The 22,281-nt window shown below is 59.7% G+C and carries 23 protein-coding genes; 15 read left to right on the forward strand and 8 right to left on the reverse strand.

Features of this window, described 5'->3' with window-relative positions; all coding sequences use genetic code 11:
• Window positions 1-40: 40 nt before the first annotated feature.
• Window positions 41-754, forward strand: a complete 714-nt coding sequence (locus ACFWXH_RS12805) for a DNA helicase (protein WP_379120656.1) — start codon at window positions 41-43, stop codon at window positions 752-754.
• 51 nt (window positions 755-805) lie between these two features.
• Here ACFWXH_RS12805 and rsmA read toward each other — a convergent pair whose 3' ends face one another.
• The 6 genes from rsmA to lptF form a co-directional block, all read right to left on the reverse strand.
• Window positions 806-1,636: a 16S rRNA (adenine(1518)-N(6)/adenine(1519)-N(6))-dimethyltransferase RsmA gene (gene rsmA / locus ACFWXH_RS12810; RefSeq protein ID WP_379120658.1), complete on the reverse strand. Its 831-nt coding sequence runs from the start codon at window positions 1,634-1,636 to the stop codon at window positions 806-808.
• Window positions 1,633-2,658, reverse strand: coding sequence for a 4-hydroxythreonine-4-phosphate dehydrogenase PdxA (gene pdxA, locus ACFWXH_RS12815; protein WP_379120660.1), 1,026 nt, complete (start codon window positions 2,656-2,658; stop codon window positions 1,633-1,635). Before pdxA ends, rsmA begins: the two co-directional genes overlap by 4 nt.
• 5 nt (window positions 2,659-2,663) lie before the next feature.
• Entirely contained in the window at window positions 2,664-3,602 is a 939-nt protein-coding gene (locus ACFWXH_RS12820; protein ID WP_379120662.1) for a SurA N-terminal domain-containing protein, read from the reverse strand.
• A gap of 105 nt (window positions 3,603-3,707) precedes the next feature.
• Window positions 3,708-6,128 carry an LPS-assembly protein LptD gene (locus ACFWXH_RS12825; RefSeq protein WP_379120664.1) on the reverse strand — a complete coding sequence of 807 codons (2,421 nt, stop codon included), beginning with the start codon at window positions 6,126-6,128 and terminating at the stop codon, window positions 3,708-3,710.
• Window positions 6,129-6,130: 2 nt separating this feature from the next.
• Complete coding sequence (gene lptG, locus ACFWXH_RS12830) at window positions 6,131-7,216, reverse strand: LPS export ABC transporter permease LptG (RefSeq protein WP_379120947.1); 1,086 nt, start codon at window positions 7,214-7,216, stop codon at window positions 6,131-6,133.
• A complete protein-coding gene (gene lptF / locus ACFWXH_RS12835; RefSeq protein ID WP_054310968.1) occupies window positions 7,213-8,412 on the reverse strand; it encodes an LPS export ABC transporter permease LptF in 1,200 nt (399 codons plus the stop codon). Before lptF ends, lptG begins: the two co-directional genes overlap by 4 nt.
• A gap of 382 nt (window positions 8,413-8,794) precedes the next feature.
• On the opposite strand from lptF, the gene ACFWXH_RS12840 reads away from it, so the two are divergent.
• From ACFWXH_RS12840 to ACFWXH_RS12865, 6 genes are all read left to right on the forward strand, one after another.
• Window positions 8,795-10,288 carry a leucyl aminopeptidase gene (locus tag ACFWXH_RS12840; RefSeq protein ID WP_379120666.1) on the forward strand — a complete coding sequence of 498 codons (1,494 nt, stop codon included), beginning with the start codon at window positions 8,795-8,797 and terminating at the stop codon, window positions 10,286-10,288.
• Window positions 10,289-10,291: 3 nt separating this feature from the next.
• Window positions 10,292-10,741, forward strand: a complete 450-nt coding sequence (locus tag ACFWXH_RS12845; RefSeq protein ID WP_379120668.1) for a DNA polymerase III subunit chi — start codon at window positions 10,292-10,294, stop codon at window positions 10,739-10,741.
• A gap of 38 nt (window positions 10,742-10,779) precedes the next feature.
• On the forward strand, window positions 10,780-11,397 hold the full coding sequence (locus tag ACFWXH_RS12850; RefSeq protein WP_379120670.1) for a hypothetical protein: 618 nt from the start codon (window positions 10,780-10,782) through the stop codon (window positions 11,395-11,397).
• A gap of 5 nt (window positions 11,398-11,402) precedes the next feature.
• Window positions 11,403-12,257 carry a 23S rRNA (adenine(2030)-N(6))-methyltransferase RlmJ gene (locus tag ACFWXH_RS12855; protein WP_379120672.1) on the forward strand — a complete coding sequence of 285 codons (855 nt, stop codon included), beginning with the start codon at window positions 11,403-11,405 and terminating at the stop codon, window positions 12,255-12,257.
• A gap of 91 nt (window positions 12,258-12,348) precedes the next feature.
• Window positions 12,349-12,786, forward strand: a complete 438-nt coding sequence (locus tag ACFWXH_RS12860; RefSeq protein ID WP_379120674.1) for a hypothetical protein — start codon at window positions 12,349-12,351, stop codon at window positions 12,784-12,786.
• Between the two features lie 134 nt (window positions 12,787-12,920).
• On the forward strand, window positions 12,921-13,517 hold the full coding sequence (locus ACFWXH_RS12865) for a glutathione S-transferase family protein (RefSeq protein WP_379120676.1): 597 nt from the start codon (window positions 12,921-12,923) through the stop codon (window positions 13,515-13,517).
• A gap of 99 nt (window positions 13,518-13,616) precedes the next feature.
• On the opposite strand, the gene ACFWXH_RS12870 is transcribed toward ACFWXH_RS12865, so the two are convergent.
• Window positions 13,617-14,282 carry an outer membrane protein gene (locus tag ACFWXH_RS12870; RefSeq protein WP_054310961.1) on the reverse strand — a complete coding sequence of 222 codons (666 nt, stop codon included), beginning with the start codon at window positions 14,280-14,282 and terminating at the stop codon, window positions 13,617-13,619.
• 393 nt (window positions 14,283-14,675) lie between these two features.
• On the opposite strand from ACFWXH_RS12870, the gene ACFWXH_RS12875 reads away from it, so the two are divergent.
• The 6 genes from ACFWXH_RS12875 to ACFWXH_RS12900 all read left to right on the forward strand — a co-directional run bounded on the left by ACFWXH_RS12875 (window position 14,676) and on the right by ACFWXH_RS12900 (window position 19,485).
• Window positions 14,676-15,443 carry an SDR family oxidoreductase gene (locus ACFWXH_RS12875; protein WP_379120678.1) on the forward strand — a complete coding sequence of 256 codons (768 nt, stop codon included), beginning with the start codon at window positions 14,676-14,678 and terminating at the stop codon, window positions 15,441-15,443.
• Entirely contained in the window at window positions 15,440-17,491 is a 2,052-nt protein-coding gene (gene uvrC / locus ACFWXH_RS12880; protein ID WP_379120680.1) for an excinuclease ABC subunit UvrC, read from the forward strand. Before ACFWXH_RS12875 ends, uvrC begins: the two co-directional genes overlap by 4 nt.
• A 116-nt stretch (window positions 17,492-17,607) precedes the next feature.
• On the forward strand, window positions 17,608-18,195 hold the full coding sequence (gene pgsA / locus ACFWXH_RS12885; RefSeq protein ID WP_054310958.1) for a CDP-diacylglycerol--glycerol-3-phosphate 3-phosphatidyltransferase: 588 nt from the start codon (window positions 17,608-17,610) through the stop codon (window positions 18,193-18,195).
• Window positions 18,196-18,206: 11 nt separating this feature from the next.
• Window positions 18,207-18,458 carry a molybdopterin converting factor subunit 1 gene (gene moaD / locus ACFWXH_RS12890; RefSeq protein WP_379120682.1) on the forward strand — a complete coding sequence of 84 codons (252 nt, stop codon included), beginning with the start codon at window positions 18,207-18,209 and terminating at the stop codon, window positions 18,456-18,458.
• Window positions 18,459-18,462: 4 nt separating this feature from the next.
• On the forward strand, window positions 18,463-18,930 hold the full coding sequence (locus ACFWXH_RS12895; RefSeq protein ID WP_379120684.1) for a molybdenum cofactor biosynthesis protein MoaE: 468 nt from the start codon (window positions 18,463-18,465) through the stop codon (window positions 18,928-18,930).
• A 111-nt stretch (window positions 18,931-19,041) separates the two neighbouring features.
• The gene (locus ACFWXH_RS12900) at window positions 19,042-19,485 is read left to right on the forward strand and encodes a YbaY family lipoprotein (RefSeq protein WP_054310956.1); all 444 of its coding nucleotides are present in this window, start codon (window positions 19,042-19,044) and stop codon (window positions 19,483-19,485) included.
• Between the two features lie 191 nt (window positions 19,486-19,676).
• On the opposite strand, the gene ndk is transcribed toward ACFWXH_RS12900, so the two are convergent.
• Window positions 19,677-20,099, reverse strand: coding sequence for a nucleoside-diphosphate kinase (gene ndk, locus ACFWXH_RS12905; RefSeq protein ID WP_054310955.1), 423 nt, complete (start codon window positions 20,097-20,099; stop codon window positions 19,677-19,679).
• A gap of 184 nt (window positions 20,100-20,283) precedes the next feature.
• On the opposite strand from ndk, the gene ACFWXH_RS12910 reads away from it, so the two are divergent.
• Both ACFWXH_RS12910 and ACFWXH_RS12915 read left to right on the forward strand, forming a co-directional pair.
• Window positions 20,284-20,793 (forward strand): DinB family protein, encoded by a 510-nt coding sequence (locus tag ACFWXH_RS12910; protein WP_379120686.1) that lies wholly within the window; start codon window positions 20,284-20,286, stop codon window positions 20,791-20,793.
• A gap of 172 nt (window positions 20,794-20,965) precedes the next feature.
• Complete coding sequence (locus ACFWXH_RS12915) at window positions 20,966-22,240, forward strand: MFS transporter (protein ID WP_379120688.1); 1,275 nt, start codon at window positions 20,966-20,968, stop codon at window positions 22,238-22,240.
• Window positions 22,241-22,281 lie beyond the last annotated feature (41 nt).

Consider the following 22,281-nt stretch of genomic DNA (forward strand, 5'->3'; position numbering starts at 1 on the left):
AGGAGGGATTGCGAAGTTCGCTCGCAATAGGAGGTTTTCGATGAAGCTTTCCGTCCCTGCCTATCAATTGAAGCGACAGGCCAAGCGTCTGTCGCGCGAGGAAAACATCCCGCTCCACGCCGCACTCGACCGCACCGCGGCCAAGCAAGGGTTTGCGAACTGGAGTTTGCTGGCGTCCAAACATGAGACAATGCCAGCAGCCGGCAGGTTGCTCCGGTTGCTGCAGCCGGGCGATCTTCTGCTGGTCGGGGCGCGTCCGGGACATGGCAAGACACTGTTCAGTCTCGAATTAGCGGTCGAGGCGATGAAATCTGGTCGCCGCAGCGCCTTCTTCTCGCTTGAATACACGCAGAAGGATATTCTCAGTCGTTTTCAGGTCCTTGGCGTTGAGCCGAGCCAGTTCGACCGCCAATTCGAGTTCGATGGGTCCGATGCGATCGACGCTGGTTACATGATGACGACACTCGAGGCGGCCCCTTGGGGCACGCTCGTTGTTGTCGACTATTTGCAGCTGCTCGACCAGAAACGAGAGAGCCCTGATCTGGTTGAGCAGGTCCGCAAGGTAAGGTCGTTCGCTCGAGAAAAAGGGTTGATCTTCGTCTTCATTTCCCAGATCGACCGGTCATACGATCTGGTGAACAAGCCGTTTCCGGATCTTGACGATATCCGCCTGCCAAATCCGCTGGATCTCGGGCTGTTCGACAAGGCATGTTTCCTGAACAATGGGCTCGTTCAGTTCAAGACCTCGAATTGAGTTCGGGAGAAGGCTGAGCAGGCATATATTGCTTGCGTCAGGGGTTGAGCTTCAACCATCCAGCAAGTTGGTTAGCCGCACAAACTCTTCGACGCTGAGCGTCTCGGCACGGCGGGTCGGATCGATTTCGGCCCGTTCCAGCAATCTTTCGCCACCAAGGCTCTTGAGACTTTGCCGCAGCATCTTGCGGCGTTGACCGAAGGCTGCTTCGGTGACGCGACCGAGCCGCTTCGCATCTGTGGGCAAGGGAACTTCGCGCGGTACAATGTGCACAACGGACGACGTCACCTTCGGTGGTGGCGTAAACGCCTGGGGCGGCACGTCGAATGCGATTTTTGCCTCCGTTCGCCAGCCGGCCAGAACACCGAGCCGTCCGTAGGCGCCGGAAGCGGGTTTCGCGACGATGCGCTCGGCCACCTCGCGCTGGAACATCAGCGTCAGCGATTGATAGAAAGGCGGCCAGCTATCGACGGTTAGCCAGCGAATGAGCAATTCGGTGCCGATGTTGTAGGGCAAGTTGGCGACGATCTTAACCGGGCCATCGGTCGCCAGGGTCGTGAAATCGGCCTTTAAAGCGTCACCCGAGATGACTTCCAGTCGTCCAGGATAATAGTCCGACACCTCGGAAAGGGCCGCAAGACAGCGCTCGTCACGCTCGATGGCGACGACGCGGCGGGCACCATGGAGGAGGAGGGCGCGTGTCAGCCCACCCGGCCCGGGGCCGACTTCTATGACGGTCGTCTGGGTCAGATCGCCAGCAGTTCGCGCTACCTTGCCTGTCAGATTCAGGTCCAGCAGGAAGTTCTGGCCAAGCGCCTTCTTGGCTTGGAGGCCATGGCGTTCAAGGATTTCTCGAAGTGGCGGCAGGCCGTCAGCGCTCATCCCTGGGCGCTCCTGGCATTGCCGGCCAGTTCTGCGGCCAGTTTGAGCGCGGCAATCAAACTATCCGATCGTGCGATACCTCGGCCAGCGATATCGAAGGCCGTGCCGTGGTCGGGTGAGGTGCGAATGAATGGTAAGCCAAGAGTCACGTTGACGGCTTCATCGAAAGCCAGCGTCTTTGCTGGGATCAAGGCCTGATCGTGGTACATGCAAAGAGCAACGTCGTAGCTTGCCCGAGCGCGTCGATGGAAAAGCGTATCAGCAGGCAGCGGACCACGTGCATCGATGCCTTCCTGGCGCAATGCTTCGACGGCAGGGGCGACGATTTCCAGGTCTTCCTTGCCCATGGTGCCGCCCTCGCCGGCATGCGGATTGAGGCCGGCAATGGCAAGGCGGGGCGCTTCGATGCCGAAACGGGTTTTTAGATCCCGCGCGGTGATGCGGGCGGTCTCGACGATCAGGTCGGTGGTGAGCACTTTCGGCACGGCAGCAAGCGGAATGTGGATGGTAACGGGAACTGTGCGTAGGTCTGGGCCCGCCAGCAGCATGACCGGCGTCACCTTCCGGCCGGTGTGGCGGGCAGCCAGATGCGCCAGATATTCAGTATGGCCCGGAAAACCGAACCCGGCATCGTAGAGCGGCTTCTTGGCGATGGGGCAGGTGACAGTACCCGCAGCGTGACCGGCAAGGCTATCCGCAACCGCGCGATCGATCGCCTCAATGACACCCTCGGCGTTGACGGGATCAGGATGGCCGACTGTATCGACGAACTTTGCCTTCAGCGGCACAATAGGCAGGGCGCCGGCGAAGACAGTGTGTGCCTCTTGCGCTGTCGTTTCGGCTATCTGGACGTCGGCGCCGACGAGACGACCGCGTGCGGCGATCAAGTTTGGATCCGCAAGCAAATAGAAGGTAGGAACACCCAGTTCTTCGCGGCGTTTCCAAGCCGCCAGTGCGATCTCCGGGCCAATGCCTGATGGATCGCCAACGCTCAACGCAAGCGGACGTCTAATTTCGCGCACGGCCGTCAGCGCTGCACGATGACGGCTTTGGCTTTCAACTCGGAGACATATTTCTTGCTGAGTGCGTCGGCGGCATCGTCTTTCTTGCCGTCGAGCCCTTCGTTCTGAAGCATCAGTTGGGCAGTCTTGTCGTCCGAGACTTCGCGCGCCGAGCAGATGCCAATGAACTCAATGCCACGATCGGTTTCCTTCACCTGAGTGGCGCCGCCGGCTTTTGTCGCCTTGATCTGATCTGCCCAATCCGCCGGTAGCTGGGGAGCAAGCACACGGCCTAGATCGCGAACGGTTACGTCGATGAGGCCCTTGGCGAATTCGCGCGTGGTGTTGCAGCCGTTGAAACGGGCGCGCATCGCTTCCGCTTCGCGCTTGCGCTTTGCCATCAGCGCGCCGCGCTCAGCTGCAGGGACCACGAAGATAACCTGCTGCAACAGGTATTCGGTGGCGGATGGCTTGTTACCGCCTTTCTGCAGCATCTTGCGCACGGCATCCTGCTCGCTCATGCCGCCACCGCCGCCTTGCTCGGAACGGTAGCGCATGCCAAGCGCCTGGTTCCAGGCCATCTGCGCACGGATGAATTCCTTGAAGTGCTGTTTGGTGACGCCTGACTTGTCCATGACACCGTCGAGCTGTGCCAACTTCATCTTGTTGTTGGAGGCAAAGCGCGCATAGGCGTCGTTCACCTGCTGGTCGGAGATACGGATACCCAGGCGTCTCGCCTCGGCCAGACGGAGCGTCTGCTCGACCATCTCGTCGGCGGCGTTACCCTTGCGCTTCTGCAGGCGCAGGAAGGCCGCGCGATGCTGGATGTCGCCGCTGGTGATGGCAACATTGTTGACGACATATTTGATTTCGCTGGCAAAGGCAGGTTGGGACATCGCTGTCAGCGAGACGCCTGCGGTCGCGACCAGAAGTGCGAGGCCTGCGGAAAAGAGCTGTTTCCTCATTATCTCTGTTCCAAATCCATTTCGGTTCCGGCCCATCGCTGAGCCGGATACAATTTTCCCATGCCCGTCCTATGCGGCGAAACCATGTCCTGCAAGGGGGATGGCTTACTCGAAGCTGCTGGAGGTCGAGCCGAAATCGCCGATGGTACGGAACGAGATGTTGAAGCCGATATTACGGGTCACTTCCCGGGTGACGCGATCGCGGCTTTCGGACACAGTCATCATATAAGTGAAGCACTCGTCGTCATAGGCAAAGCCGAGCCCGTCATTCGTCAGCACTCGTGTCTGGATGTCGTAAGTGCCTGAACCGAAGACGCGCCAGTTCTGGTTGAGGCGTGTCGATGCCCCGAGCGAGACCTCGTGGCGATCGTCCTCAAAGCCATAACCGGGCTGTGCCTGGATGAAGGCATACTGTGCCGACACTGATATTGGCGATGAGCCGCTATAGGCGGCCTTGGCTTCGGCGCGGCGGACCTCAAAGGTCTGCTCGTCGAAACGGCCGCTGACCGAAGCCGACAGGCCATAGGGGCTAGTGAAGCCGGCCAGGCCGACGTAGTCGGATGTTTCGGTCTCGAGACCGGAATAGGCGCCGACATTCACCAAATCAGGCTGCGCGAAAGAATTTGTGCCGCCAATCTGATAGGATTGGCCGAACAGCGCGTTCGTGGTCCAGCCATTGGAATAACTGCCCGAATAACGCACGCCGACATTGGCGCGGCTGCCGCCTTCGATACGGTCATAGCCGGAGAATTTGTCGCGTTCGAACAGGGTGGTGGCGTCAAACACCATGCTCTGTGCGTCTTCGTTGGGAACGCGCAGACCACCGACATAGGACTCGTTCGGGCGCACGAACAATTGCGCGGTCGGCTCGATGATGTGCGAGCCGCCGGTCAGGCTGGTGAACAGCAGCGGCCAGCGAAATTCGAGACCCGCGGTCGCCATGGCCCTGGCGAAAGAAGAGCGCATGTCAGCGGAAACACCTTGCTCGGCAGCCATCTGATTGATGGCGTCAAGTGAGCCGGAGGACGCACGCAGGTAGTTGGCATCGCCCTGGAAAGCCAGCAGGGGTGTGATGACCATGCCACCTTCGGTGACGAAGCTGCGCTTCCATTCGGCTTCTGCGGTCAGGCGGCCGGAATCGCCTTCGATGCCGCGAACACGCTGGACGGCGCTCAGCGTATCGTAGTTCACCGTGAAGGCTTCATCGAGACGGTCGCGCTTGATGACGCGGGAATTGAGGTTGATCGAGAGCTGACCACCGGCCAGTGGCGTGTCCGGGATGTAGGCATAGTCGAGCGACGGCAGCACCCAAGGCTGGAATTCGTCGCGCGCGCCGGTCTGATAGCGGGCGCCGGCCTCTCGCTGCAGAACATTTTCCTGTACTTCGAAGTGCATGGCACGCACGTCGAAGTAGTTCCGGTCGTTCAGGCCGGTCAGATAGACCTCCGAGCGATGCACGGAGGCGTCGTAGCCGTTGATGTGATAGGTGGTCGAGAAGTTCTTGTCCGTCTGCAGCAGGACATCCCAGCCGAAGTTCCAACGCGAATTGATCGCGAACTGGCCCTTGCTGCCCATCATGCCACGGAACTTGTTCGGGTCGTCGGTCGGACCGGAATCGACGGTATTGGGGTCGAATTTCGAAGGCTTCTTCTGGTCGATGCCGGCAACGCGCAGGCTGTACTGGCCGTTGTCGAAACGCTGGCGCCACTCGGCTTCGCCGAGGAAACCCTGGTTGGTATAGTAGGTGCCGCGCGCGGTGATGTCGTAAGTCGGCGACAGCGCGAGGTAATAAGGAATGGTGACGCCGGTGCCGAGCTTGCTGTTGAAGGTAATGCCGGGCATCAGGAAGCCGCTCTTGCGCTTCACCGTCGGGTCGGCGATCTCGAAGGCGGGCAGGAAGGCGATCGGGAACCCAAAGAACTCGAAATTGGAGTTCTCGAAGCGCACCGTCTTCTTTTCGCCATTCCAGATGATCTTGCGTGCCTTGACGCGCCAGATCGGCGCTTTGTCCGGCTTGTCCTCGCAAGGTTCGCAGGCGGTATAGACGCCGTTGTGGAACGTTGTCAGCACGCCGCCGATGCGTTCGGCGCTTTCGGCACCGAAATAGGTCTTGTCCACGGTCTCGACGCGCAACGCGTTGACGAAGCCGTCGGCAAAATCGTCGGTGATATCAATGTGCTCGGAATTGATCTTCGTGCCGTCGCTTTGCACGAGCTGTGCGTTACCGGAGGCAACGAGGCGTTTGGTCTTGCGGTCGTATTCGACGCGCTGAGCCACGAGCTTGTTCCCGCCGTAGTCGATCTGCACGCCACCAACGGCAGTCACTGTCTGGTTGTCATTGTCGTAAACCAGGGTGTCGGATTCGAGCAGCATCTGCGAACCGGCTGGCACGCTGGGTGCTTCAACCGCTTGTGCTGCGGCCGGGATAGCGGTCGCCAAGCTGCCGGCAAAAAGGCAAGCGAGCGCGCTCACTCCGCACAAGAGTGCCGCTCGGATCGGTCTGCGACCTTGCAAAACCGGCCTCATCACTAACCGTCTTCCCTGTACAGCAGGAACGTCACCCCGAAGAACATCGCCACGACCACCGGAAACCATGCAGCTACCACGGTCGGGACGAATCCCGCCACTCCAAACGCTTTGACCAAAACAGACACAACATAAAGCAGAAACCCAGCGACTACGCCACCCAGAATCATCGTTGCAGATTGTCCCATTCGCGCAAATCGCATCGAGACAGTTGCTGCGATCAGAGTCATCGCAACCAGAAGGAAAGGCATCGCCACCAGCGAATCGAACTGCATGGCGAATGCATTTGCCTTAAGCCCGAAGGAACGAGCAACTTCAATCTTTTGCGGCAACTCGTAAAAGGGAATTGTTTCCGGCCGCGCCAGCCGTTCCTGTACGAATTCCGGCTTCAAATCAGTCGGCAATCGGTCCGTCGTTTTCTTTTCGACATTGCCGTCCTTGAGGATGCTGACGTCCTGCAGTTCCCAATAACCATCCCGCAGGAACACTTTCTTGGCATCCTTGCGTTCGACGATATTGCCCTGCTGGTCGAGCAGGAAGAAGACAGCGTCCGCCATCTCCAGGCCCTGGTTCAAGATTGCCCGGGCGCCGATGATCGTATCGCCGGCGGCGGTCTTCTGTCGGATCCATGGAGCTGAATCAGCAGAGACATCGTTGGAGGCCCCTGAGCGCAGTTCGCTTTCGATTCTTTCGGATTGGGAAAAGCCGTAGGCGGCCAGCGGATTGAGGATCGCGACGGCGACGGCGCCGAACAGCAACGCGCCGATGCAGCAGGGTAGCAGGAACTGCCAGGCCGAGATGCCCGCGGAACGTGCGATTACCAACTCGTACTTGCGATTGAGCGAGACCAGCGTCGCCATGGCCGAGAACAGTCCGACAAAGGGGACGGTCTGCAGCATGATCATCGGCACGCGCAGCGCCGAGATGGCAAAACCCGCCTGGTATGTGAAGCCGGGGACACCAGCGATGCGGCCCGTCAACTCGGTGAAATCGATCAGAAAGACCAGCGCGAACAGCCCCAGGAAGATCCAGATGGTGATCCCCAGGTAGCGGAAGAAGAAGTAGCGGCCGAGTGTCCAACCCATCAGGAATTCCCCTGACGGGTTGTGCCGCGGCTAGCCCACCAAAGCCTCAGGCGGATGCCGATTTCGCCAAAACGGCTGAACATGTTCGTCAGCCAGTCCGCCCAACTTGACGGCAATTCCATCCGTCGGTTGGAAAAGATGACCCAGCCGGCCACGGCCGAGGCGCCAAAGGGCACTGCGATCACCAGATAATTGTAGAGTGGATTGGTATTGGCCTTGCCGGCGGCGAAGAAACCCAGCCAGCGCACGAACAGCGCGATGCAAATTGCCGTGATCAGTGGGTGGATGCGAGCCTCGCGGTGCGAGCGCGCGTCGCCGGCGACGGCAAGAGCGATCATCGCGAAGGCAAGAGAATAAGCCCATTCGGAGAAACGCAATGCGAGCTCGGCACGATACTGGTCTGGCGCTTGCTGGTAATAGCGGTCGTTGGGATCAGGGTTGAGCAGGTATTGTGTCGTTTGGTCCTTCGGATAGAGCGTCGCCTGCGCCGCAGTCGCAAAAGCCGACAGATCGAAGGCGTAGGACGTGAAACGAATGACCGAAACGTCACCGGCGGGTGCCCTGCGATGCACCACGCCGTCATTCATCAGGAGCACTTTTTCGTTGCCCTTGTCGATGACCGCACCGGTCTTGGCGTAATAGACGAGATCCGTGCCTTCCTGACGAGAATCGGCCACGAAGATGCTGCCCAAGCCGCCGTCGGCAAAGCGTTCGCCGATCTGCACGAACAGGCCGTCTTCCACCTTGCGGAAGGTTCCTTCCTGGATGATCAACGACAGAAAGTCGGCGCGTGCGCTGGCGATCAGCTCGCGATTCTTCTGGCGGGCATAGGGTTCAACGCCGTTGTCGACGACGAAGGAGATGACGCTCGCGATCAGCGCGAGGATAAGGATCGGCTTGACGACGGTCATGCGCGAGGCGCCGGCGGCGTTGATCACCACCAGCTCCGAATCGGAATTCATGACGCTGAGCGTCTGCGCTACCGCCACGATGAGCGCGAAGGGGACGACGATCGGGATGATCGTCGGCAGAATGAGTGCCGCAACCTGGAAGAAACTTAACGCAGATTGCCCGTTGTCGGTCACCAGGTTGATACGTGTGAGAACTTGCGTCGTCCAGACAATCGCCAGCGTCCACGCCAACGCTGCAAGAAAGAGCGAGAGCGCGCGCCGGAAGATATAGAGCTCGGCGACCTTCATTCAGGGCAGTTCTTCTCGATTGATCTCGACGGGTGTCGCAGCTCTAGACGTTATCTTTCCGGTGACACCCATACAACCGGCCTGGTTTGGTTCCGTTTCAAGTCGTCGTGTCCGGTGGCGCCGACTCTGGTCGGGAATGGATAAGAAAAGGCGAATAGGTATGGTTAACAGCGGTTTGCGCCAGACATTTGTGCGACCTGCTGGCGATCGTCAAGGGTCGCCGTCAGCCAAATCGTCCATTCATTGGCCCGGTGACAGGGGACCGCTGCACGCGGAGTGAGCTTATCCCCATGTATCGGCTCGAGGTTTGCCGGTCTTGCCAAACGATCGAAAAGCGCGAAAGGTCGCCCCTCGTTTCAAGCGTTCAACCAAGCAGGATCTCATGGCTGCCCGACCCACGATTGCCTTTGCCAAATTCGCCGCCGTCAAGAAGGGCGCAGCCTTCGTGCTTTCCGCGGAAGAAGCGGGGCTTTCCGAACGCGCCAAGGCACATGATCCTGCCAGTGCCCTGGAAAGGATTCTGCCTGCGGCGGATTTTTCAGGAAAATTCGGCACTTCCGCCGAGATCTTCGCGCCTGAAGGCACCGCGCTCGACAGGCTGGTGGTGGTCGGTACAGGCAAGTCATCGGCACTGGATGAATATGCGTGGCTGAAACTCGGTGGGCACGTGGCGGCATTGCTGCGCAAAGCTAAAGAAGCAGTCGTCGTGGTTGATCTGCCAGGCGTCGAGACAGACGGTACCGAAGCTGCAGGCATTGCCGCGGGCATTCTGTTGCGGGCCTATTCCTTCGACAAATACAAGACGAAGAAAGGCGACGACGGCAAGGACGATGGCAGGACTGCGACCAAGATCACCATCCAGACGGCAAATCCGGCAGCTGCCAAGAAGGCATTCGCTGAGCTCGAAGCCGTTGTCGATGGTGTGACTATCGCGCGCGACCTGGTCAACGAGCCGGCGAACGCGCTGGGGCCCATCGAGTTTGCTGAGCGGGCCAAGCAATTGGAAGCGCTGGGTGTCAAGGTCGAGATCCTGACCGAGAAGGAAATGAAGAAGCTCGGCATGGGCTCCTTGCTCGGCGTGGCGCAGGGTTCGCCGCGTGGTGCCCGTCTCGCGGTGCTGCAATGGAACGGCGGCAAGGCCAAAGACAAGCCGCTTGCCTTCGTCGGCAAGGGCGTGACGTTCGATACTGGCGGCAATTCGATGAAGCCGGCGTCGGGCATGGAGGACATGAAGGGCGATATGGGCGGTGCAGCGGCTGTCACAGGCCTGTTGCACGCGCTCGCAGTTCGCAAGGCTAAAGCCAATGTCGTCGGCATCCTCGGGTTGGTGGAAAACAGCGTCGACGGTCATGCCCAGCGTCCAGGCGACATCGTTACCTCGATGTCCGGCCAGACCATCGAGGTGCTTAATACCGACGCCGAGGGTCGCCTGGTGCTCGCTGACGCGCTCTGGTACTGCAGCAACCGCTTCGAACCTCGATTGATGATCAATCTTGCCACGTTGACGGGCGCGATCATGGTGGCGCTCGGTCAGCACCATGCCGGCCTGTTCTCCAATGACGACGAGCTTGCCGGGCAATTGTTGCAGGCCGGTGCCGCCACACAAGAGAAGCTGTGGCGCATGCCGCTCGGCAGCGAATACGACAAGCTGATCGACTCAAAGAACGCCGACATGAAGAACATCGGTGGACGGTATGGCGGCGCCATTATCGCCGCTCAATTCCTGCAGCGCTTCGTCAGGGAAACGCCGTGGGCACATCTTGATATTGCTGGTACTGCGATGGGTGCGCCGGCGAGCGAGATCAACCAGTCCTGGGGTTCCGGCTTTGGCGTCAGGCTGCTCGACCGGTTGGTGCGCGACCACTACGAAGCCTGATCGATGGCCGAGGTGCTGTTCTATCATCTGACCGAGTCGACGCTGGAGGAGGCGTTGCCGGGCTTGCTCGAGCGCAGCGTCGACCGCGGCTGGCGCGTCGTCGTGCAGACGGGCACGGAGGAGCGCAGAGATGCGCTGGACCAACATCTATGGGTGTATCGTGACGACGGCTTCCTGGCGCATGCAACCGACCGCGAGCCTTATCCGGCTGAACAGCCTATCCTTCTCACCACCGGGGAAATGAACCCCAATACGGCGCAGATCCGCTTCCTCGTGGATGGCGCCACGCCTCCCGACTTGTCCGGCTACGATCGCGCTGTTTTCCTGTTCGATGGGCATGATGCAGGCCAGGTCGAGGCTGCGCGTGGCCATTGGAAGGACATGAAGGGTGCTGGCCACACCGTGACCTATTGGCAGCAGACGGCAGACCGGCGCTGGGAACGCAAAGCATGAGATTGCGTGGGTACGCGCAGCGTTCTATGGGCTGAGCCATGCGCAAACTGTTCCTGCTCGTTATCCTGGCCGGCGTCGCCCTCGGTTTCATCTATCCTTGGGCCGTTCGAAGCTTTTCCGGCGAAGAGCTTGGCACGTGGCATGCCTATCAGGACGGCCGCTTCAAGCCGGTAACGGTATCGCTGAAGGCTGGAACCGGACCGGTCCGGGTCTTTGTCGATCTGACGAGCAATGCAGATCGCATCCTGGCCTTTGATCGTACCGTGCTGACGCTGACAGCTGCCGCCGGCAATCGAACCGTGCTCGCGGAACGGCTGAGTTTCAGCGGCAATCCGACGCCACGCGAACAAAGCCCGCAGTTGACCGACAAGGTGTTCCGGGACGAAGCAGGACTGATCGAGGTCGAGGAAGCAGGCACCTATGTCTTCACCCTCGGATCGGGCGATGCCGATAACATCCAGATCAAAGCAGTGGACCTGGTGTTGCGTACCGGTGCGGCCGTTCCGGACAGACGGGCCATTCAGATCGGCTTCGGGTTGATCGCGCTTGGGGCGATTGGTCTGATACTGGCGATCCGTTTCAGCAGATCGCGACGTCCTGACAAACCCGAAACTCCGCCCAAACCGCGCTGGGGCAGGGGCGGAAGCGCCGTCTGAAGGCTATGAATTATCGCCATGCCTATCATGCCGGAAATTTCGCTGACGTGGTCAAACACGTCGTGCTGGTGCGGCTGATCGAATATTTGAAACGCAAGGAGAAGCCGTTTCGCGTCATCGATACTCATGCCGGTATCGGTCTTTATGATCTTTCCTCGAATGAAGCTCAGAAGACGGGCGAATGGCGCGATGGCATCGGTCGATTGGCCAGGATAGACCCGGGCATACAGACGACCGTTTTGCTGGAGCCTTATCTCGAAGCGGTCAATGCCTGCAACACCGATGGCGGCATTCGCTTCTATCCGGGGTCTCCATGGCTTGCACGGCGCCTGCTGCGCAATCAGGATCGGCTGACGGCGATCGAATTGCACCCTCAGGACGTCGTCCGGCTGAAAGGGCAGTTTGAAGGCGATTTTCAAACGCGTGTTATCGAACTGGATGGCTGGTTGGCGCTTGGCGCACACTTGCCGCCCAAGGAAAAGCGCGGGCTGGTGCTCGTCGATCCCCCCTTTGAACAGGAGGGTGAGTTCGATCGTCTCGCAGCGGGTGTAGAAAAGGCTTACAAACGCTGGCCAGGCGGTATCTATGCGCTCTGGTATCCGATCAAGGATCGACATGGCGTTGCCGATTTCCGCAATCGGCTGACGGCATCCGGCATGAGCAAGGTGCTCGACGTCGTTTTCGAGGTGCGGCCGGCTTCGAACAGCGAACGACTGGACGGCACTGGCATTGTGGTGGTCAATCCGCCATTCACGCTGGAGCAGGAACTTCGCCTGATCCTGCCTGCGCTGCAGGCGGCGATGGCCGAACCGGCCGCTGCCGGCTGGCGGCTCGACTGGCTGGCGCGCGAGGATGGTTAGGCATCTGATTTGATCGAGGTCCAATACTTCCCAGCTTGACCGTGTGACGGCAAATCCGCACAGTGCCGCCGATCAGAAATGAGGCGCCGCCATGACTCACTTGTTCAAATCTCTCCTTGCCGGGTTGATTGGCCTGGGTTCCGTCCTGACAGTTGGTCCGGCGGCGCAAGCTGCCGATCTGTCCAGCTATTCGGGCGATCCGGGCGTCTGCGGGGAAGCTTGGGTGCTCAACAAGATCAGCAGCCGCTTTGCGCATCAGGTCCGCAATGTGCCGAATCTGCCTGACGTGCAGATTACCGATTTCCGCCGCATCAACGAGCGCCGTTATCAGCCGGCGGAGGATAACTGGCCTATCGGCCGTCGTTATTGCGATGCGAGGGTCATTCTCTCCGATGGGCATGAGCGCAGCATCTGGTATCTGATCGAGGAAGGGCAGGGCTTTGCTGGCGTTGGCGACAATGTCGAGTTCTGCGTTTCGGGATTCGACCGCTGGCATGTCTATGACGGTGCCTGCCGCGTTCTGCGCTAACGATTCCGACGCCTCGGCAGAGGCGTTTTCCGGAATTTCATCTGGCTCTCATTCCGCTCATCAGTGGGCATCGCACCGGTGTTCGGTCTTGGCGCGCAGCCGAGACCCGGGCACCCCATTCCAATGAGGACATCATGCCCAGCCTGCTCTATGCAACCGCTTCGCCATACAGTTCCAAGGTCCGCATGGCGGCGGCCTATGCCGGCATCGTGTTGGAATTGAAACCCGTCAAGACGGAAGAGGACCCAGCAGATCTGATCGCTGCCAATCCGTTGGGCAAGATCCCGGTGCTGGTTTTGGAAAGCGGCCAGTCGATCTTCGATAGCCGCGCCATCACTCAGTATCTTAACCGGCAGGCCAAGAACGTGCTGTTTCCGCGCAACCCCGAAAAGCGCACCGAAGCCGAGGCGCTGGAAGCGTTGGCGGATGGCATCTGTGATTCGGCGTTGTCGATGGTCTATGAACGCAGGGTGCGGCCCGACGACAAGGTGTTCCAGCCTTGGCTGGACCGGCAATGGGAGAAGGTCACCCGGGCTCTCGACAGCCTGAACGCCAACCCACCCAAGCTGCCGAAAAAAATCACCGTCGGCCAAATCGCACTGCGTGCAGCGCTTGGCTATCTGTCTTTGCGTTTCGCTGGCAAATGGGAAAAGGGGCGAGGCAGGCTGGTGCGCTGGGCGGCGCGCTTCGACGATAAGTTTCCGGAACTGAAGGGATGCGTGCCGGCCTGAGCTGAAGGCCGTCTGGTTGCCGTTCAGCTCGTTCGGGTGTGCATCGAAACAAAAAAAGCCGGGCTTGCGCCCGGCTTTTCATGCTGAATCGGAAATCGATCAGAACTTCATACCCACGCCGAACTGGACGCGGTTGTCGCTGCTCTTGACCTTGCCGATACCGTTGTCAAAGTCCTTGGAACCGTAGTCGGTGTAGCGATACTCAACGCGACCGAAGACGTTTTCAGTGAACTTGATGTCGGTACCGACACCGGCGGTCCAGCCGAACATGGTCTTACGATCGTTGAGACCGGTGACCTCGTCGGTGACCTTCAGGCCCTGGCCCGCACCGCCGGCCGTGCCGTAAAGCAGGATGTCGGGGCTGACGGTGTAGCCCAGGCGAGCGCGGATCGAGCCTTCAAGGCCCGACTTGGACTTGAAGCCGTTTTCCGAACCCTTCGTGCCGTTGTAACCGAGGTCGCCCTCAAGACCGTAAACGAAGCTGTCCTGCTGCCAGTTGTAGCCGGCAAAAGCTCCGCCGAGGAAGCCGTCGGTCTTGATGCGGGTGTCGAAGTCTTCGACCTTGGTGCGGCCCGCGAAGCCGTAGCCGAGCTGCACACCGGCATAAGCTCCGGCCCAGGAGGCAACCGGCAGTTCGGCAACAGGAGCCGGAGCCGGCGGCTCTTCCGCAACGACGTCCGCGGCGAAAGCCGGAACAGTGCCGAGAACAGCGAGAAGCCCGATCGCAGCAACCGACGTCCGCGTGATTTTGTGGTTGATAGACATAGTTCTTACTCCATAAAGCCAAAGACGCTGGCTTGTTCCTTGCGAACCAGACCCGCCGGGGGGAGAAACGGATCAAGCGCTCAACGGTTCCGGAATTTGGGCGGCAAATGCGGCGGAAGCGAACCTGAACTTGGGTCTTTAGCTGGCGCGAATGAGGCTGAACCATGACGTTGCACTAGTGCAACAAAGTTGTCAGGAGCCTTTCGCATAGGAAGCTGTACCCCGCTTGGTGCAAGGGGTTGTGGTCCCTATATTGGCCATTCGACCAGATGGCCGAATCCGAGTCGAAACCTTCATTTCAGCGCATCGACACAATATGGCCACAGGAACGAACGGCATTTTATTATTGAGCGGTCTCATTTGCTGGCTGCCCTTATCGCGGATGAAAGCCAGATGACGAACAAAACCACAGCGACGGCCCTGGTGACGGGCGGAGCGAGACGAATAGGCAAGGCAATCGTCGAGGATCTTGCCGCCAACGGGTTCTCCGTCGCCATCCATTGCAACCGTTCCCGCGAAGAGGCTGAAGCTCTCGCAAGCGAGATTGTCGCGGGCGGCGGTCGTGCCGCCGTCGTCGCCGCAGACCTGACCGACGCGGAAGCGACGGCTGGGCTGGTCGATGCCGCGACGAAGGCGCTCGGGCCGATTGGCCTTCTGATCAACAACGCTTCGTTGTTCGAGGAAGATTCGATCGAGGATTTCGATTGGTCTGGCTGGGACCGCCATTTCGCGGTGCATGTGAAAGCGCCCGCGCTTTTGGCACAGCGTTTTGCTCGTGCCTTGCCGGAGCGCCAGGATGGTCTGGTCGTCAACATGATCGATCAACGGGTGTGGCGGCCGACGCCACGCTATTTTTCTTATACGCTTTCGAAATCGGCATTGTGGGCTGCCACGCAGACGATGGCGCAGGCGCTGGCACCGCGCATTCGCGTCAATGCTATTGGGCCTGGACCAACGTTAAAGGGAGTGCGTCAGGATGATCGTGACTTCCAAACGCAGCTCGACGGTGTGTTGCTGAAGCATGGCGCTGACCTTGGCGAATTTGGCGCGACGATACGATATCTATGGAGTGCGCGGTCGGTCACCGGCCAGATGATCGCGCTGGACGGCGGCCAGCATCTTGCATGGCAGACGCCGGATGTGACAGGCGTGGTGGAATGAGTTCCGGCAAAGCAAAAAACGGACGCGCGGCGGGCGAGGATCTGCCCGATGTCGATCTGGATGACGACGACAGCATCGAAGCGGAGGTTGTGCCTTCCGGCCCGGTGGTCGCCTTCACTGCGATCGACTGGACACAACACGCCGGCGACACCGACGGCATGGTCGGCGCGGAAGTCATCCAGACGCTGGTCAAGCGGTTGCCCAATGCCCCTGGTGTCTACCGGATGATGAACGTTGCCGGCGATGTGCTCTATGTCGGCAAGGCCCGCAGTCTGAAGAAGCGGGTAACGCAGTACGCGCAAGGTCGTTTCCACACCAACCGTATCGGTCGCATGGTGCGCGAGACAGCGACGATGGAATTCGTCGTCACCCGCACAGAGATTGAAGCGCTGCTGCTGGAAGCAAATCTCATCAAGCGTTTGCGGCCGCGTTTTAATGTGCTGCTACGCGATGACAAGTCGTTCCCCTATATCCTCCTGACCGGGGATCACTCGTCACCCGGTATCTACAAGCACCGTGGCGCGCGTTCGCGAAAAGGCGATTATTTTGGCCCGTTTGCTTCCGCGCAAGCGGTGGGGCGCACGATCAATTCACTGCAGCGCGCCTTCCTGCTGAGAAGTTGCACGGATTCTTTCTACGAAAACCGGACACGCCCATGCCTGCTTTACCAGATCAAGCGTTGTGCCGGGCCGTGCACGGGTGAAATCTCGCACGGCGACTATGCCGTGCTGGTCGAGGAGGCGAAGGATTTCCTGTCGGGCCGCAGCCAGAAGGTGAAGACCGAGATTTCCGTCGCGATGCAGGCTGCTGCCGAAAATCTCGATTTCGAACATGCCGCAGTCTACCGCGATCGTTTGGCGGCGCTTGCCCATGTGCAGAGTCATCAAGGGATCAATCCGCAGTCGGTGGAAGAAGCGGATGTCTTCGCCATCCACCAGGAAGGCGGGCAGGTCTGCATCCAGGTGTTCTTCTTCCGGACGGGCCAGAACTGGGGCAATCGTGCCTATTTTCCCAAGGCCGATCCAGCCATGGAAGCAGCCGAGGTTTTGGGTTCCTTCCTTGCCCAATTCTACGACGACAAGCCGACGCCGCGCACGGTGCTGCTTTCGCATGCCGTGGACGAACAGGACCTGCTTGCCGAGGCGTTGTCGACCCGTGCTGGCCGTAGAGTCTCGATCTCGGTGCCGCAGCGCGGGGAGAAGAAGGATTTGACCGACCATGCATTGCAAAACGCGCGCGAGGCGCTTGGCCGCCGTTTGGCGGAGACCTCAACGCAGGCGAGATTGCTGGCTGGATTCGCGGAAACATTCGGTTTGCAGAAGCCGCCCGTGCGCATCGAGGTCTACGACAACTCGCATATCATGGGCACCAACGCCGTCGGCGCCATGGTCGTTGCCGGACCGGAGGGGTTCGTCAAGAACCAGTATCGCAAGTTCAACATCCGCTCGACCGAGATTACGCCTGGCGACGATTTCGGCATGATGCGCGAGGTGATGGAGCGGCGCTTCTCCCGCCTCATCAAGGAGCATGGTGAAGAGGCTGTTGTGGGTGAGGAGGCCAGCGAACCGGACGACCTCGTCTCCAATGGTTTCCCTGCCTGGCCTGATGTCATTCTGATCGATGGTGGCCAAGGGCAGATGTCAGCGGTGCGCAAGATCCTTGCGGACCTCGGCGTCCAGGATCGGGTTGTCGCCATCGGTATCGCCAAAGGTCAGGACCGCGAGGCGGGGCGCGAACGTTTTTTCGTCGAGGGCAAGCCGTCCTTCACGCTGCCGGTGCGAGATCCGGTGCTCTATTTCATCCAGCGGCTGCGTGACGAGGCCCATCGGTTCGCGATCGGCTCGCACCGTGCTCGCCGCAAGAGGGAGATGGTGAAGAGTCCATTGGACGAGATCGCCGGCATCGGTCCCGGCCGGAAACGCGCGTTGCTTCTGCATTTCGGTACGGCCAAGGCGGTAAGCCGAGCCGCCGTCGAGGACCTGATTGTGGTCAACGGCATTTCGGAACAGGTCGCGCGGCTTGTTTACAACCATTTTCATGAGAATTGACTGTCTGTACGGTGTTTTGCGCTGGCTAGTCGATTTTCAATGGTTGACCCCTGATATCGGCTTCTGATTTGAGTACGGAAGTAAGAAAAGAAACGACCCGGAAGTTCCAGGCACGCATGGCGAAACACGCATTCAACCTGCCGAATATACTCACCTATGCGCGCATCATCGCAGTGCCGATGGTTGTCGTGTGCTTCTTTCTCGAAGGCCATCTGAAATCGAGTGATTTCGCGCGCTGGCTCGCACTGGCGATCTTTCTGGCCGCGTCGATTACCGATTATTTCGACGGCTATCTGGCGCGCGCCTGGCAACAGACCTCCAATATCGGCAAGATGCTCGATCCCATCGCTGACAAGCTTCTGGTTTCGACCTGCCTGCTTCTGCTTGCCGCTGACGAAGACGGCATTGCCGGCTGGTCGCTGTGGGCGGCCATCATTATCCTGTGCCGCGAGATCCTGGTTTCGGGGCTGCGTGAGTATCTTGCGGCATTGAAGGTTTCGGTGCCGGTCACACAGCTTGCCAAATGGAAGACGACGATCCAGATGGTGGCGATCGCCTTTCTGCTTGCCGGCCCTGCCGGCGACAAGATTTTCCCGTTCACCACCGAGACCGGGCTGGTGCTGCTTTGGATCGCGGCGGTTGTGACGCTCTATACCGGCTATGACTATTTTCGTGCCGGATTGAAGCATATCGTCGACGAATGACGAGACGTGCGATGAAGCTCATCTATTTCGCCTGGGTGCGGGAGCGGATCGGCAAATCCGAGGAGGATGTCGAGCTTCCGGCCGAGGTGACGACTGTGACTGAACTGCTTGCCTGGCTGAAATCGCGCGGCGAGGAGTATGAAAACGCACTCCAGCATCCGCGCTCGATCCGCGTTGCCATCAATCAGGAACATGTCGACCATTGTGAGAAGATCGACGGTGCGCGCGAGATTGCATTGTTCCCGCCGATGACGGGAGGCTGATGCCGTGCTTGGCGTCGTCAAGCCGAAAATCAGCATCCAGGCGCAGGATTTCGATATCGCTGCCGAAATCGCGACACTCGGTGCTGGTCGCACCGATATCGGCGCGGTGGTCACATTTTCCGGCCTTTGCCGTGACGAAGATGGCATGCTGGCGGCACTTGAGCTGGAGCATTACCCAGGTATGGCAGAAGCCGAGATCCGTCGCATCGCTGCCGATGCAGTTGGCCGCTGGCCGCTGCAGGGTGTCACGGTTATTCATAGGCACGGTCGCATCCGGCCAGGTGAAAACATTGTGTTGGTGGTGACGGCGTCCGCACACCGGCGGGCCGCCTTCGAGGCTGCTGATTTCCTGATGGATTACCTCAAATCCCGCGCTCCCTTCTGGAAGAAGGAGCATCGTGTCGATGGCACGGAAGGCGGGTGGGTCGAAGCCAAGGACAGCGACGAGCAAGCGGCCACGCGCTGGCGTTGAGCCTCTGACAGAAGGCCGCTTGTACGCGAAAATACCCAAGATCAGCCACGGATTGTCCGCAATCGGGGCGGATTTTTCATTGGCGCCGCTGGGCGCCGGTGGAGATGCGCCATGCTGGACAGGATCGCGGAATTGCTCATCTTCGGCTTCGCGCCGATGATGGTGGTTATGCTGGCCACGCCAGACGTGACGATGGCGGCTGAGCGGCGATTGACCGGCGAGGTCACCTATCGCGAGCGTCTGATCTTGCCCAAAAACGCGGTGCTTGTGGTGCAGTTACTCGACGTTTCTCAGCCGAACGCGCCAGTCCGGGTAATCTGCGAGCAACGTGTCGACCCCGCTGGCCAGGTGCCGGTGCGTTTCACGTTGAAATTCGACAGCCAGGACATTCGGCCCCAAACAACTTACGCGGTGGATGCCCATATCACGATCGACGGTCGGCCGCTGTTCCTGACCAATGCCCGCCACTATGTCGACCCGCTTGCCAGCGAGCCGATGACGATGGTGTTGAGGCAAGTGCAAGACAAACAGAACGGGGCCGGCACGCCAGGTTAGAGCAATTCCAGGAAAAAGTGTGTAGCGGTTTTCCGTCCGGAATTGCGTAGAACAAAGGGCTGGAGCGTTTCCGTGAAAAACGGAAATGCTCCAGCCCAACAAGCTTTTGCTGTCGGGAAAGAAAAAAGCCGGGCAAGGCGCGCCCGGCTTTTTGATGAAGACGACGGCCTCGTTGCCGAGGCCGAAGTGGGTCAGCCGACGATCTCGGTTCCCGAAAACCAGTAGGCGATCTCTTCGGCAGCGGTTTCCGGAGCATCCGAACCGTGCACCGAATTCTCGCCGATCGACAGCGCGTGTACCTTACGGATGGTGCCCTCTGCGGCGTTGGCCGGATTGGTGGCGCCCATCACTTCGCGATTCCTGGCGATTGCGTTTTCGCCTTCGAGAACCTGCACGATCGTCGGGCCCGATGACATGAATTCGGTCAGTTCGCCGAAGAAGGGGCGGTCCTTATGGACGGCGTAAAAGCCCTGAGCTTCGCGCAGGCTCATCCAGACGCGCCTGGAGGCGACGACGCGCAGGCCGGCATCTTCGAGCATCTTGGTGATGGCGCCCGTGAGGTTGCGCTTGGTGGCATCCGGCTTGATCATCGAGAAAGTGCGTTCGATCGCCATGGGTCGTCCTTTGGTGATGGGGATTGAGGTGTGGCGGGCTCTATACAAGCCGCCCGGGCCATTGCCAAGGGGAGGCGTTGCTCCTCCTGCCGGGGCAAAATGGTCATGGCTTTGCCCTTGCTGACGCTTTAGATCAGGTTGCTGTCGGAAGCTGCATTCCGACAGGCGGGAACCGAGGGTTGGAATGAAACGGCATTTCATGATGTTCGCAGCCTACAATCAGTGGGCCAACAACCGTCTTTACGATGCCGTCGACAATCTGACTGACGAGGAATTCGGGCGTGATGCCGGTGCTTTCTTCGGTTCCATGATGGGCACACTCAACCATCTGCTGGTCACCGACCGTATCTGGATGAAGCGCTTCACCGGTCAGGGCGACGCGCCGGCCAGCCTTGACGTCATCATCCAAAGGGCGCTGCCGGCGCTCCGGATGGCGCGTGAAGCCGAAGACAGGCGCATCGTCGAATGGGTCGAGCGACTGGGCGACAAGGATATCGCGGGACGATTTTCCTACGTGACCACTGACATGCGCACGATCTCGCAGCGACTGGCGCCGGCGCTCGATCATCTCTTCAACCACCAGACACATCACCGAGGCCAGGCGCATATGATCCTGACTGTTCTTGGTCGCGCCTCTGTTTCTCTGGACCTCATGCAATTCCAGCGCGCGGAAGAGGGGCGTGCCTTTGCATGATGCAGGCCGCGGTGCTTCGGTTGGGACAAAACGGCATTGGCGTAGAATCGCATCAGCTCAATTTTTTCGGCTGGCCCACACATCCTAGCGATGTTCTCCATTGCGCGCGCTCATTGCCAATGCGAAGCCACGGGGCGTCGGCCGTTTGAGCCGCGAAGGCTTCGAAATGTCCATGAACAGTTATTCTGAACAGACCGGGCGCATGGTCGCTCTGCTGCTTATTGCCGGCTCCGGTGTCGTTGCGGTCGCCAAAGGCATGAGCCTTTCGTTCCTGGCAATCCGGCTTCAGCAGGATTTCGGGCTCGGTCCTGCAGGGATAGGTGCGCTCATTGGAGTGGGGCCATTGCTTGGTGCGATGGTCAGTCCACTTGCTGGAGCGATATCGGACAGGCTTGGACGACGCACGGTGCTCGCCATCGCCATTTCTTTCGCTGGTCTCGGCATGATCGGTCTCGGACTTGCTCAGTCCGTTGCAGCATTCACATTCGCCCACGTCGTGGCTTCCATTGCTGGCGCAGTTTACGAGCCTGCCGCCCGCGCCATGATGAGCGACGCGGCACCTGAAAAATTACGTCTGAAGGTGTTTTCGTGGCGCTATCTTGCCATCAATGCCGGCTGGGCGATCGGCCCCTTGATCGGGCTGGCTTTCGGGGCGACTTCCGACGTTCTGTTTGTCGTGGCCGGCCTGGTTCATCTGGCATTCGGATCGACCATCTTCCTGTTCGTGCCGGAGATCGCGGCAAGTTCAGAAAATACCGCGGGGCAGCGCGTCGGGGGCTGGCGACGTCTTGTCGGCGCTTTTCGCGATCCCAGGCTCATGTTCTTCGCCGGCGGCGGTACGTTGCTGGTGGCCGTCTATGGGCAGTGGTCGGTGCCGCTATCCCAGTACATCATCAAGGACTTCGCCAAAGGCGTCGAGATATTCGCGTTGCTGGTCAGCACCAATGCGGCCGCAGTGCTGGTGGCGAGCACGCCGGCGCGCCTGGTGATCGAACGAATCGGCGCACTGCGTGCGCTGGTGCTGGGCTGCCTGCTGTTTCTTTTCGGCAATCTAGGATTTGCGGCATCTTCGGGCGTCGAGATGCTGGTCGTTTCGATGATTGTCTTTACGATCGGTGAGGTCCTGGTCGTCCCAGCTGAGTACATGCTGATCGACGGCATTTCGACCGCCGCCAACAGAGGCACCTATTTCGGAGCGCATTCACTGTCCACTGTCGGCAATTTCTTCGGCCCGCTGCTGGCCGGAATGGCACTCGGGGCTTACGGCGGAACCGGCATGTTCCTGTTGTTCGCGATGTTTTCGGCCGGCAGTGCGCTGCTTTTCGCCATCGGTCATTCGTTGCCGCCGCCACGCCGGCTTGGTGCCGCTGCGCCAGTTGAAGACGTGGACACTGTGTTAGGCGATTTGTTGCGGGCCGGGCGGCTAGCGCCAGTCAGGACAGTATAGCGGCTTTACACCGCTCGTGACCGCCTCCCATGCCGATACAG

Origin of the sequence: Mesorhizobium sp. NPDC059054 (assembly GCF_042739215.1) — a bacterium.
Lineage (GTDB): Bacteria > Pseudomonadota > Alphaproteobacteria > Rhizobiales > Rhizobiaceae > Mesorhizobium.

Bases quoted from the DNA above. Each gene is read 5' to 3' on its own strand.
- ACFWXH_RS12805 (WP_379120656.1), top strand. From the start codon at position 41: ATGAAGCTTTCCGTCCCTGCCTATCAATTGAAGCGACAGGCCAAGCGT.
- rsmA (WP_379120658.1), bottom strand. From the start codon at position 1,636: ATGAGCGCTGACGGCCTGCCGCCACTTCGAGAAATCCTTGAACGCCAT.
- ACFWXH_RS12820 (WP_379120662.1), bottom strand. From the start codon at position 3,602: ATGAGGAAACAGCTCTTTTCCGCAGGCCTCGCACTTCTGGTCGCGACC.
- ACFWXH_RS12825 (WP_379120664.1), bottom strand. From the start codon at position 6,128: ATGAGGCCGGTTTTGCAAGGTCGCAGACCGATCCGAGCGGCACTCTTG.
- lptF (WP_054310968.1), bottom strand. From the start codon at position 8,412: ATGAAGGTCGCCGAGCTCTATATCTTCCGGCGCGCGCTCTCGCTCTTT.
- ACFWXH_RS12840 (WP_379120666.1), top strand. From the start codon at position 8,795: ATGGCTGCCCGACCCACGATTGCCTTTGCCAAATTCGCCGCCGTCAAG.
- ACFWXH_RS12845 (WP_379120668.1), top strand. From the start codon at position 10,292: ATGGCCGAGGTGCTGTTCTATCATCTGACCGAGTCGACGCTGGAGGAG.
- ACFWXH_RS12850 (WP_379120670.1), top strand. From the start codon at position 10,780: ATGCGCAAACTGTTCCTGCTCGTTATCCTGGCCGGCGTCGCCCTCGGT.
- ACFWXH_RS12855 (WP_379120672.1), top strand. From the start codon at position 11,403: ATGAATTATCGCCATGCCTATCATGCCGGAAATTTCGCTGACGTGGTC.
- ACFWXH_RS12860 (WP_379120674.1), top strand. From the start codon at position 12,349: ATGACTCACTTGTTCAAATCTCTCCTTGCCGGGTTGATTGGCCTGGGT.
- ACFWXH_RS12865 (WP_379120676.1), top strand. From the start codon at position 12,921: ATGCCCAGCCTGCTCTATGCAACCGCTTCGCCATACAGTTCCAAGGTC.
- ACFWXH_RS12870 (WP_054310961.1), bottom strand. From the start codon at position 14,282: ATGTCTATCAACCACAAAATCACGCGGACGTCGGTTGCTGCGATCGGG.
- ACFWXH_RS12875 (WP_379120678.1), top strand. From the start codon at position 14,676: ATGACGAACAAAACCACAGCGACGGCCCTGGTGACGGGCGGAGCGAGA.
- uvrC (WP_379120680.1), top strand. From the start codon at position 15,440: ATGAGTTCCGGCAAAGCAAAAAACGGACGCGCGGCGGGCGAGGATCTG.
- pgsA (WP_054310958.1), top strand. From the start codon at position 17,608: ATGGCGAAACACGCATTCAACCTGCCGAATATACTCACCTATGCGCGC.
- moaD (WP_379120682.1), top strand. From the start codon at position 18,207: ATGAAGCTCATCTATTTCGCCTGGGTGCGGGAGCGGATCGGCAAATCC.
- ACFWXH_RS12900 (WP_054310956.1), top strand. From the start codon at position 19,042: ATGCTGGACAGGATCGCGGAATTGCTCATCTTCGGCTTCGCGCCGATG.
- ndk (WP_054310955.1), bottom strand. From the start codon at position 20,099: ATGGCGATCGAACGCACTTTCTCGATGATCAAGCCGGATGCCACCAAG.
- ACFWXH_RS12910 (WP_379120686.1), top strand. From the start codon at position 20,284: ATGAAACGGCATTTCATGATGTTCGCAGCCTACAATCAGTGGGCCAAC.
- ACFWXH_RS12915 (WP_379120688.1), top strand. From the start codon at position 20,966: ATGAACAGTTATTCTGAACAGACCGGGCGCATGGTCGCTCTGCTGCTT.